The organism is Variovorax pasteuri (assembly GCF_051216435.1).
Taxonomy (GTDB): Bacteria; Pseudomonadota; Gammaproteobacteria; order Burkholderiales; family Burkholderiaceae_C; genus Variovorax.
The window spans coordinates 243,036-253,856 of the sequence record NZ_JBPJZS010000006.1; the positions used below are offsets into that span (position 1 = coordinate 243,036).

Annotated in this window: 10 protein-coding genes; 1 reads left to right on the forward strand and 9 read right to left on the reverse strand. The window is 67.1% G+C overall.

The features are described from left to right. Positions 1-15: 15 nt before the first annotated feature. The 9 genes from ACSFBM_RS22380 to ACSFBM_RS22420 all read right to left on the reverse strand — a co-directional run bounded on the left by ACSFBM_RS22380 (position 16) and on the right by ACSFBM_RS22420 (position 9,821). Positions 16-762 carry an SDR family oxidoreductase gene (locus ACSFBM_RS22380; RefSeq protein WP_435486329.1) on the reverse strand — a complete coding sequence of 249 codons (747 nt, stop codon included), beginning with the start codon at positions 760-762 and terminating at the stop codon, positions 16-18. 5 nt (positions 763-767) lie between these two features. Beyond that, on the reverse strand, positions 768-1,598 hold the full coding sequence (locus ACSFBM_RS22385) for an acyl-CoA thioesterase (RefSeq protein WP_435486330.1): 831 nt from the start codon (positions 1,596-1,598) through the stop codon (positions 768-770). Between the two features lie 46 nt (positions 1,599-1,644). Further along, positions 1,645-2,847: an acetyl-CoA C-acyltransferase gene (locus ACSFBM_RS22390; RefSeq protein WP_435486331.1), complete on the reverse strand. Its 1,203-nt coding sequence runs from the start codon at positions 2,845-2,847 to the stop codon at positions 1,645-1,647. Next, a complete protein-coding gene (locus ACSFBM_RS22395) occupies positions 2,844-3,263 on the reverse strand; it encodes an endonuclease domain-containing protein (protein WP_435486332.1) in 420 nt (139 codons plus the stop codon). The genes ACSFBM_RS22390 and ACSFBM_RS22395 overlap by 4 nt, the downstream gene beginning before the upstream one ends. A 61-nt stretch (positions 3,264-3,324) precedes the next feature. Next, positions 3,325-5,724 carry a 3-hydroxyacyl-CoA dehydrogenase/enoyl-CoA hydratase family protein gene (locus ACSFBM_RS22400; RefSeq protein WP_435486333.1) on the reverse strand — a complete coding sequence of 800 codons (2,400 nt, stop codon included), beginning with the start codon at positions 5,722-5,724 and terminating at the stop codon, positions 3,325-3,327. Positions 5,725-5,845: 121 nt separating this feature from the next. Continuing rightward, the gene (locus ACSFBM_RS22405; RefSeq protein ID WP_435486334.1) at positions 5,846-6,280 is read right to left on the reverse strand and encodes a DUF2147 domain-containing protein; all 435 of its coding nucleotides are present in this window, start codon (positions 6,278-6,280) and stop codon (positions 5,846-5,848) included. A 60-nt stretch (positions 6,281-6,340) separates the two neighbouring features. Further along, on the reverse strand, positions 6,341-8,137 hold the full coding sequence (locus ACSFBM_RS22410; protein ID WP_435486335.1) for an acyl-CoA dehydrogenase C-terminal domain-containing protein: 1,797 nt from the start codon (positions 8,135-8,137) through the stop codon (positions 6,341-6,343). A 76-nt stretch (positions 8,138-8,213) separates the two neighbouring features. Next, entirely contained in the window at positions 8,214-8,909 is a 696-nt protein-coding gene (locus ACSFBM_RS22415; RefSeq protein WP_435437944.1) for a TetR/AcrR family transcriptional regulator, read from the reverse strand. Positions 8,910-9,062: 153 nt separating this feature from the next. Further along, positions 9,063-9,821: an SDR family oxidoreductase gene (locus tag ACSFBM_RS22420; RefSeq protein ID WP_435486336.1), complete on the reverse strand. Its 759-nt coding sequence runs from the start codon at positions 9,819-9,821 to the stop codon at positions 9,063-9,065. Positions 9,822-9,930: 109 nt separating this feature from the next. Between ACSFBM_RS22420 and ACSFBM_RS22425 the strand changes: the two genes are divergently transcribed. After that, on the forward strand, positions 9,931-10,818 hold the full coding sequence (locus ACSFBM_RS22425) for a LysR family transcriptional regulator (protein WP_435486337.1): 888 nt from the start codon (positions 9,931-9,933) through the stop codon (positions 10,816-10,818). The last annotated feature ends 3 nt before the right edge of the window (positions 10,819-10,821 follow it).

A 10,821-nucleotide genomic window follows, 5' to 3' on the forward strand; every position in this document is an offset into this window, starting at 1 on the left:
TCCTTCCTGGGGTCTTCAGAACTTCTCGGACCAGGGCCGCAGGTCGAGCTCGTGCGTCCACGCATCGCGCGGCTGCGAATGCAGCATCCAGTAGGCGTCGGCGATGTGTTCGGGGTTCAGGATGCCGTCGTCTTCCTTCAGCGCATAGCGCTCAGGAAAGTTGCTGCGGATGAACTCGGTGTCGATGGCGCCGTCGACCACCACGTGCGCCACGTGGATGCCCTGCGGACCCAGCTCGCGCGCCATCGACTGCGCGAGCGCGCGCAAGGCCATCTTGGCGCCAGAGAACGCGCCGAAGTTGGCCGCGCCGCGCAGCGACGCCGTGGCGCCCGTGAAGATGATCGTGCCGCGGTGGCCGCCCTTGGGCAGTTCACGCGCCACCATGCGCCGGGCCACTTCGCGGCCGTTGAGAAAACCCGAGAAACAGGCCATCTCCCACACCTTGAAATACTTGCGCGCGGTCTCCGTGAGGATGCTCTCGGGCACGTTCGCGCCGATGTTGAACACCATCACCTCGATCGGCCCGATGGTCGCCTCGATCTGCTCGACCAGCGCCACCACGTCCTCCTCCTTGCGCGCGTCGCAGGCGAAGGCGTGCGCCCTGCCGCCGTCGGCCTCGATCTGCGCCACCAGCGGCTGCAGCTTGTCGAGGCTGCGCCGCGTGACGCAGGTGGCATAGCCCTCGCGCGCGAAGCGGCGGGCAATGGCGCCGCCGGTGGCGTCGCCGGCGCCGACGACGAGTACGGCTTTCGTCAGCGACATGGCGGTCATTCCTTGTAGTAGACGATCTGGTTCGAGGTGGCGAGCAATGCGCCGCTTTCGCTCCACAGCTGCGCGGCCTGGTCGAAGAAGCCGTTGCTGAACTGCTGCCCCGTGGCGCTGCCCAGCAGGTAGCCCGTGCCGACCTCGGCCAGCTGTGCCGCGCTGGCATGGAAGTAGGTGGTGATGGACACCGTGCCCGCCGGCACCGGCTTGGCGCGGCGCAGCCACACGCGCGGGTAGAACAGGTCGCTCATGGCCGCGAGCGACGTGAAGTCCAGCGGCCTGGGCTGGGCGTCGCGCAGCCAGAGCCGGCTTTCGCTGTGGTGGCCGCTGCCGTCCCACCGGGCCGGAATGCCGCCGCTGATCGGGCGCATCTCGTAATGGCCGATCCACGCCACACCCGACGGACCGATGGTGATGCGCTCGACCGCCTCGGGCTTGGGCACGGCGGGCATCGGCAGGTCGTTCTCGCCCCAGGTCTCGCGGCGCACCGCGGTGATCACCGTGGCGGTGGTCGTCATGTTCGGCGCGCCGCTCGGGCCCGCCTGGGTGATCTGCACCGTCCAGTGCTGCGTCGAGCGGTTGGTGCGCACGGCCGTGGCCTGGATGTCGAACGCACCGGCTTCCAGCGCCGCCGCGTAGTTGACCGTGAGCGCGATCGGCGCACCGAGCAGGTCCGGGTGCTTCAGCACCGCCTGCAGCACCAGCGCCGCCGTGGTGCCGCCGAAGGGCCCGACCATGTTCCAGTAGTCGGGGCTGGTCATGCCCGTGAAGTGGCCCACGCGGATGTCGCTGTGGTGAATCGCGAGGGCCTTGTCGAACGGATGCGCTGTCATCTGTGTTGTCTCCTGCGACGGCTGCACGGCAAAACGACCTGGGCTGTCAGACGCGCTCGAAGATGCCCGCAGCGCCCTGGCCCATGCCCACGCACATCGTGACCATGCCGTACTTCAGATTCTCGCGACGCAGCGCGTGCACGACTGTCGCCGAGCGGATAGCACCGGTCGCGCCCAGCGGGTGGCCCAGCGCAATGGCGCCGCCCATCGGGTTGACCTTCGACGGGTCGAGCCCCAGCGTTTGGATGACCGCCAGCGACTGCGCGGCGAAGGCCTCGTTGAGCTCGAACCAGTCGATGTCCTCGTGCTTCAGGCCCGCGTAGCGCAGCGCGGCCGGAATCGCCTCGATCGGGCCGATGCCCATGATGTGCGGCGGCACGCCCTTGCTGGCGAAGCTCACGAAGCGCGCGAGCGGCGTGAGGCCGTATTGCTTGACGGCCTTCTCGCTCGCCAGGATCAGCGCGCCCGCGCCGTCGGAGGTCTGCGAGCTGTTGCCGGCCGTCACGGTGCCGCGCGCGGCGAACACGGTGCGCAGCTTGGCCAGGCCTTCGATGCTGGTGTCGGGGCGCGCGCCTTCGTCGAGGCTCACGGTGCGGGTCTTGGCGACCGACTCGCCGGTCTCCAGGTTCGGCGTGCGGTCGGTCACTTCGATGGGCGTGATCTCGTCGGCGAACTTGCCGGCCTTCTGCGCGGCCAGTGCCTTCTGGTGCGAGGCGAGCGCGAACGCGTCCTGGGCTTCGCGGCTCACCTTCCACTGCTGCGCGACCTTCTCGGCCGTGAGGCCCATGCCGTAGGCGATGCCCACGTCGCCTTCGCGTTCGAAGATGGCGGGCGACAGCGAAGGCGAGTTGCCCATCATGGGCACCATGCTCATGCTCTCGACGCCGGCGGCGATCATCACGTCGGCTTCGCCCACGCGGATGCGGTCGGCCGCCATCTGCACGGCCGAGAGGCCCGAGGCGCAGAAGCGGTTGACGGTGATGCCGCCCACGCTGGTCGGCAGGCCGGCGAGCACCGCGCCGATGCGCGCGACGTTCAGGCCCTGCTGCGACTCGGGAATGGCGCAGCCGCAGATGATGTCCTCGATGGCCTTGGGGTCGAGGCTGGGGACCGCGGCGAGCGCGGCCCTGAGCGTGGTCGCGAGCAGGTCGTCGGGGCGGTAGTTGCGGAAGAAGCCGCGATGCGACTTGCCGATGGGGGTGCGGGTGGCGGAGACGATGTAGGCGTCTTGGACTTGTTTGCTGCTCATGAAGAAGCTCCTGGATTTTCTTGCTCCTTCCCCCTCCGGGGGAAGGCTGGGATGGGGGCCTGCGGCGTCAACTCGACAAGCCGGTTGGCTATGGCCTGGCGAACCCCATCAAGATTGGTGAACGGATCGTTCGATGCAAAGCGCAGCACGTCGAAACCCTGCGCGCGGAAAAATGCGTCACGTCGCGCGTCGTAACCTTGCTGCGCTTGGTGCTGGGAGCCGTCGAGTTCGACGATCAGCTTCGGCGCAAGGCACGCGAAGTCGGCGATGTAGCCGCCCAGCGGATGCTGGCGCCGAAACTTCACGCCCAATTGCTCCGCGCGCAGACCGCCCCAGAGCTTGCGCTCCGAGTCGGTCATCTCGCGACGCAGCACCTGTGCGTTTGCACGGGCATTGGGCGTGGACTGGTTTCGCATCGTGCTTGGTTGGAGAGCCCCCATCCCTGCCTTCCCCCGGAAGGGGAAGGAGAAATGCAGGTCAGTTCCGTACAGGCTTCCCCGTACTCAGCATCCCCATGATCCGCTCCTGCGTCTTCGGATGCACGATCAGCGAGCAGAACGCCTTGCGTTCCAGCGTCATCAGGTATTCCTCGGTCACGAGCGAACCCGCATCGACGTCGCCCCCGGTGACCACACCCGCGATCAGGCTTGCAATGTGGAAGTCGTGCGCACTGATGAACCCGCCGTCGCGCATGTTCACCAGCTGCCCCTTGATCGTGGCCGCCCCGCTGCGCCCCGCCACGCGGAAGCTGCGGCGAAGCGGTGCGCGGTAGCCGGCATCGGCCATCGCCCTGGCCTGCTGCAACGCCACGTAAAGGAGCTCGTCCTTGTTCGGCACGATCACGTCGCTGTCGAGCAGGTAGCCCAGCTTCTTCGAATCGAGCGCGCCCGTGCCCACCTTCGCCATGGCGGCGGCAGTAAAGCCTTCCGTGAGGAACGGCAGCAGGTCGGTGCCCGTGGAAGCCGATGCGTTCTCCGCCGCGCGGCGTGCGATGTAGGTCAGCCCGCCCGCACCGGGGATCAGGCCCACGCCCACTTCGACCAGGCCGATGTAGCTTTCCATCGCCGCCACGCGCCTGGACGAATACACCGCCAGCTCGCAGCCGCCGCCCAGCGCCAGGCCGCGCACGGCCGACACCACCGGCACGCTGGCGTAGCGGATCTTGAGCATCACGTTCTGCAGCTCTTCCTCCGCGCCCTCGACCGCGCCGATGCCCGCGACCACGAAGGCCGGCAGCATCGCCTGCAGGTCGGCGCCGACGGAGAACATCTCATCGGGCGACCAGATCACCAGGCCCTTGTACTCGGCCTCGGCCAGCTCGACCGCGGCGCCCAGCGCCTCGGCCACGTCGGGGCTGATGGCGTGCATCTTCGAATGGATGCTCGCGATGAGCACCTCGCCGTCCAGCGTCCACACGCGCACGTCGCCTTCGTCGCTGATCGTGGTGCCGGCCTTGTTGGCATCGGCCGCGTTCGCGCCCAGCACGCTCTCGGGGAACAGCTGGCGGTCGTGCACCGGCAGCTTGCGCTGCGGGATGAACCGGCCTTGCAGCGCGCTCCATGAACCTTCGGGCGTGTGCACGCCACCGGCCTTGGCAACCGCGCCTTCGAACACCCACTTGGGCAGCGGCACCGTGCTCAGCGCCTTGCCCGCGTCGATGTCTTCCTGAATCCACTTGGCAACCTGTGCCCAGCCTGCTTCCTGCCAGAGTTCGAACGGGCCCTGCTTCATGCCGAAGCCCCAGCGCATCGCGAAGTCGATGTCGCGCGCGCTCTCGGCGATCTCGGCCAGGTGCACGGCGGCGTAGTGGAAGCCGTCGCGCAGGATGGCCCAGAGGAACTGGCCTTGCGGTCCTTCGCTCTCGCGCAAGAGCTTCAGGCGTTCGCCCGCAGGCTTCTTCAGCATGCGGCCGTACACCTCGTCGGCCTTGGCGCCGGCGGGCACGTACTCGCCGCTCTTCAGGTCGAAGCGCAGGATGTCGCGGCCGACCTTCTTGAAGAAGCCGGCCTTGGTCTTCTGGCCCAGGTTGCCCAGCTCGAGCAGCTTGGCGAGCACCGGCGGCGTCGCAAAGTTGGCGTAGAACGGATCGGTCTCGGCGTTCAGGGTGTCTTGCAGCGTCTTCACGACGTGGGCCATGGTGTCCAGCCCCACCACGTCGGCCGTGCGGAAAGTGCCAGAGCTCGCGCGGCCCAGCTTCTTGCCGGTGAGGTCGTCCACCACGTCGGGCGTGAGGCCGAACTTCTCGACTTCCTTCAGCGTGGCCAGCATGCCGGCGATGCCGACGCGGTTGGCGATGAAGTTGGGCGTGTCGTGCGCGCGCACCACGCCCTTGCCCAGCGTGCTGGTGACGAAGGCCTCGAGGTCGTCGAGCACCTGCGGCTGCGTGGTGGGCGTGTTGATCAGCTCCACCAGGAACATGTAGCGCGGCGGGTTGAAGAAGTGAATGCCGCAGAAGCGCGGCTTCAGCGCCTCAGGCAATGCCTCGCTCAACTTGGTGATCGACAGGCCCGAGGTGTTGGAGGCCAGGATCGAATGCCTGGCGACGTGCGGCGCGATCTTCTTGTAGAGATCGAGCTTCCAGTCCATGCGCTCGGCAATGGCTTCGATGATGAGATCGCACTCGCCGAGCTTGGCGAGGTCGTCCTCGTAGTTGGCCTGCTCGATCAACACGGCATCGGCCACGTCGCCGAGCGGCGCGGGCTTGAGCTTCTTGAGGTTGTCGATGGCGCGCGTGACGATGCCGTTCTTCGGGCCTTCTTTTGCGGCCAAGTCGAACAGCACGACAGGCACGCGCACGTTGACGAGGTGGGCCGCAATCTGCGCGCCCATCACGCCGGCGCCGAGCACGGCGACCTTCTTCACTTGAAATCGGGACATAGCGGAGTTTCGAAGTTCTGAATCAGTTCGGGGAACACCGCGGAACCGGCTTTGCCGGGCCGCTGGTGTTGCCCCCTTGAGGGGGAGGCTGCCACACGAAGTGAGCAGCTACGGGGGTGGGTCAAGGAACACGGTTCCAGGTTTGGGTGCGCCAGAACGGGCCCAGATAGCCGCGCACTTCGAGCTTCTTGCCGCCGTCGACGGGCGTGAAGCTGGCGCGGTATTCCTTGCCGTTCTCGGGGTCGAGGATCTTGCCGCCTTCCCAGACGTCCTTGCCCTCGGCCTTCTTGCCGCCACGGATGATGTCCAGGCCGACCATGGGCTTGCCCTTGCGGTCGTCGCTGCATTCGTCGCAGGTGGCGCCGGGCTTGGCGTCCTTGCCCAGTGCCTTCTCGATGCGACCGAGCAGCGCGCCGTTGGTCTCGGCGATGCTGATCTCGGCCTTGACCTCGCCGGTCTTGTCGTCCACGTTGCGCCACACGCCCACGGGCGTGGACTGGGCCATGGCAGAGGCCGCCGTGACGGCGAACAGAACGGCTGCGAATGTTGTTTTCATGCGTGTCTCCCGCAGAGGTGAAGGAAAGGGCGAAAGGGCAAAAAGGGCAAGAGGCCGGCCTCAGGCCAATGCCGCGTCGGTGTCCATCAGCACCTTGCTGCCGGCGCGCGCGGTGCGCATCAGCGTCGCGGTCTCGGGGAACAGCTTGGCGAAGTAGAAGCGCGCGGTCTGCAGCTTGGCCACGTAGAACGGGTCGGTGTTGCCGGCGGCGATTTCGCGCAACGCGACCTGCGCCATGCGTGCGAACAGGTAGCCGAACACGAAGTGGCCGGCCACGCGCAGGTAGTCCACCGCGGCGGCGCCCACTTCGTCGGGGTTCTGGAAGCCCTTGAAGCCGATCTCGGTGGTGAACTTGGTGAGCTGGTCGCCCAGCATGGCAATCGGGTTGATGAACTCGGCCATCTTCTCGTTCACGCCCTCTTCTTCCACCAGCTTCGCGACGAGCTTGCCGAACTTCTTCAGCGACGCGCCGTTGTTGCCCAGCACCTTGCGGCCCAGCAGGTCCAGCGACTGGATGGTGTTGGTGCCTTCATAGATCATGTTGATGCGGTTGTCCCGCACGAACTGCTCCATGCCCCATTCCTTGATGAAGCCGTGGCCGCCGAACACCTGCATGCACGCGTTGGTCGCGATGTGGCCGTTGTCGGTGATGAAGGCCTTCACGATGGGCGTGAGCAGCGCGACCAGTTCGCCCGAGTCCTTGCGCACTTTCTCGTCGGGGTGGTTGTGTTCCTTGTCGAGCAGCAGCGTGCAGAAGATCTGCAGCGCGCGGCCGCCTTCGGCATAGGCCTTGGCGGTGAGCAGCATCTTGCGCACGTCGGGGTGCACGATGATGGGGTCGGCTTCCTTGTCCTTGGCCTTCACGCCCGACAGCGAACGCATCTGCGTGCGGTCCTTGGCGTAGGCCAGGGCGTTCTGGTAGGCCACTTCGGTCAGGCCCAGCGACTGGTTGCCCACGCCCAGACGAGCCGCGTTCATCATCACGAACATGGCGGCCAGGCCCTTGTTGGGCTCGCCCACCAGCGTGCCGGTGGCGCCTTCGATCACGATCTGCGCGGTGGCGTTGCCGTGGATGCCCATCTTGTGCTCCAGGCCGGCGCAGAAGATCGGGTTGCGCCCGCCCAGCGAGCCGTCGGCCTTGACGTGGAACTTGGGCACCACGAACAGGCTGATGCCCTTGCTCCCCTTGGGCGCGTCCGGCAGGCGGGCCAGCACCAGGTGAATGATGTTGTCCGTCATGTCGTGCTCGCCGGCCGAAATGAAGATCTTGCTGCCGGTGATGCGGTAGGTGCCGTCGGCCTGCGGCTCGGCCTTGGTGCGCAAGAGGCCCAGGTCGGTGCCGCAATGGGGTTCGGTCAGGCACATGGTGCCGGTCCACTCGCCGCTCGTGAGCTTGGGCAGGTAGGTCTTCTTCTGTTCTTCGGTGCCGTGGGCCACCAGCGCTTCGTACGCGCCGTGCGACAGGCCGGGGTACATGGTCCAGGCCTGGTTGGCGCTGTTGAGCATTTCGAACAGGCACTGGTTCACCACGAACGGCAGGCCCTGGCCGCCGAAGGCCGGGTCGCACGACAGCGCAGGCCAGCCGCCTTCCACGTACTTGGCGTAGGCGGCCTTGAAGCCCTTGGGGGTGGTCACTTCATGGGTGGCCTTGTCGAGCACGCAGCCTTCTTCGTCGCCGCTGATGTTCAACGGAAAGGTCACTTCGGCGGCGAACTTGCCGGCCTCTTCGATCACCGCGTTGATGGTGTCGGCATCGGTCTCGGCATGGGCCGGCAGCGCCTTGAGTTCCTCGGCGACGTTGAGCATTTCGTGCAGCACGAACTGCATGTCGCGAACGGGGGGGGTGTAGGTAGGCATCCGGAACTCTCCTGGTCGAAGCTAGATAGAAAAAAGAAAAAACAGAAACGTGAAAGCGGGACGAGCCGCGCGCGTGTCAGCGCACGGTCTTCAAGCGGCGGCCCGCGGGTGCGGCTGCGGTGGCAGCCTCCGGCTTGGGGGCCTCGGGGGTCGCGCTGCGCGCGAGGATGTTGTCGAAACCGACGTTGGCGCGGCCGATGGAGCCGGGCACCTGGAGAAAGCGCGCCTCGTAGTGCAGCGCGAGGATCAGGCCGTGGATCTCGAAACCCACCTGGCGCTCGTCGGCGTCGGCGCGCAGGTGGCCTTCACTTTTCGACTGCACGATGGCGCGCAGCACGGCGGCCTGCCAGATGCTGACCGACTCGACCAGCGCGTCGCGCACCGGCCCCGGACGGTCGTCGAATTCGGAGGCGCCGCTGATGTAGATGCAGCCCGAGTCGATTTCGGTCGAGGTGCGCTTCATCCAGTTGGCGAACATGGCGCGCAGCCGCGGCAGGCCGCGCGGCGCCTTCAAGGCGGGGAAGAACACCTCTTGTTCGAAGCGCGCGTGGTATTCGCGCACCACCGAGATCTGCAGTTCCTCGCGCGAGCCGAAGTGGGCGAAGACGCCCGACTTGCTCATCTTGGTGATCTCGGCCACGGCGCCGATCGACAGGCCTTCCAGGCCGATCTGCGCGGCCAGCGCCAGCGCGGCATCGACGATGACAGCCTTGGTCTGCTGGCCCTTCTGGGCGGCGCGGGCGGGCTTGGCGGGAGCGGCGGTGGCGGTCATCGTGGAAATCCCAGACAAAAAAACGAACGGTCGTTCTATTTTGCAGGGACTTCGAGGTTTCGGCTTCCAGAAACCTTCAGTTGTTGAAGGTTAATTGAAACGAAAAGGGCCGCAATCGGCCCCTTCCCTCGGTCATGTCGGCGACCGTGCGACTCAGAACTCCTGCGACACCGGTCGCACCACCACTTCGTTGATGTCCACGTTCGCCGGCTGCTCCACCGCGTAGACCACGGCACGCGCCACCGCGTCGGCCGGGATCTGGTTGGCTTCGTAGAACGCCTGCACGCCGGCCGCGCTGTCGGCATCGCTGCTGCCGAACTTCAGCTCCGACTCGACCGCGCCGGGCGACACGGTGGTCACGCGCACGCCGCTGTTGCCCATTTCGATGCGCAGCCCTTCGGAGATGGCGCGCACCGCATGCTTGGTCGCGCTGTACACCGTGCCGATGGGCGTGAACACCTTGAACCCGGCGATGGACGCCACGTTCAGGATGTGGCCGCTGCCCTGCGCCTGCATGCGCGGCAGCACCGCGGCAATGCCGTACAGCACGCCCTTGATGTTGACGTCGATGGTGCGGTCCCACTCGTCGACCTTGAGCTTCTCGATGGGCGACAGCGGCATCACGCCCGCGTTGTTGACCAGCACGTCGATGCGGCCGAAGGCCTCGACCGTGGCCACGGCCAGCTTGTCGAGGTCGGCGCGCTTCGCCACGTCGGTGGCCACGGCAATGGCTTCGCCGCCGGCCTCGCGGATCTCGGCGACCACCTTGTCGAGGCGCTCGGTGCGGCGCGCGGCCAGCACCACTTTGGCGCCGCGCGCGGCCAGGTGCCGCGCCATGGATTCGCCGATGCCGCTGCTCGCGCCGGTGACGATGGCGACCTTGCCCTTGATGTTGTCTTGAACGGATGTCATGGGAAATTCCTTTCGGGTGTGTTGAAGAAGTGCATACAGTGTGGAAAATCCACGCGTTCCAGTAAATGAAACTCTGGCGACTTCAGAATTCCTCAACAAGGAACACTCCATGTCCAACCGCCTCGAAGCCCTGCGCGTCTTCTTCACCGCTGCCGATGCCGCCAACTTCCGCGAGGCCGCCGTGCGCCTGTCCGTGTCGCCGCAGGTGGTGACGCGTGCGGTGCGCGAGCTGGAAGAAGAACTGGGCGAGCCGCTGTTTCACCGCAGCACGCGCGGCGTGCAGCTCACCGATTTCGGCCGGCAGCTCGCACAGCGCGCGCGTGCCGCGGTGGGCGGCGTCGACGCGCTGTTCCACCGCACCGACCGGCGCGCGCTGTCGCAGCACGCGGGCACGGTGCGGGTCACGGCGCCCAACGTGTTCGGCCGCCGGCTGATCCCGCAGGTGCTGGCGCCGATGCTGGCCGAGCATCCCGGCCTGGTGCTCGACCTGAGGCTGTCGGAGACCCATGCCGACGTGGTCGACGAGCAGATCGACATCGGGGTGCGGGCAGGCCCCATCCGCGATGCGCGCTTCGTCGCGCGCACCGTCGGCAAGATGCGCCTCTACGTGGTGGCCGCGCCGGCGCTGATCGAGCGCACCGGCATTCCGAAGAGCCTCGATGCGCTGCCCGGCTTTCCGCTCACCGCGCTGATGGACCGCAGCTCGGGCCGCCCGTGGTCGTGGTTCTTCAGCAAGGGGCGGCAGGTGCCGATCGCCGCGCCGTCCTTCGTCACCGACGACGTCGATGCGGAATGCGCGGCGGTGCTGGCGGGCATCGGCTTCGGCCAGCTCGTGGGGCCGCTGGCCGAGCCGCTGCTGCAGTCGGGCGCGCTGGTCCCGGTGCTGGAGGCCGAGGCGCCCGAGCCCTGGCCCATCCATGTCTACCGCTCGCAGCGCGCGCCGGTGCCGGCGCGTGTGCGGCTGGTGTACGACGCGCTGGTCCGCGCGTTGCGCTGAGCC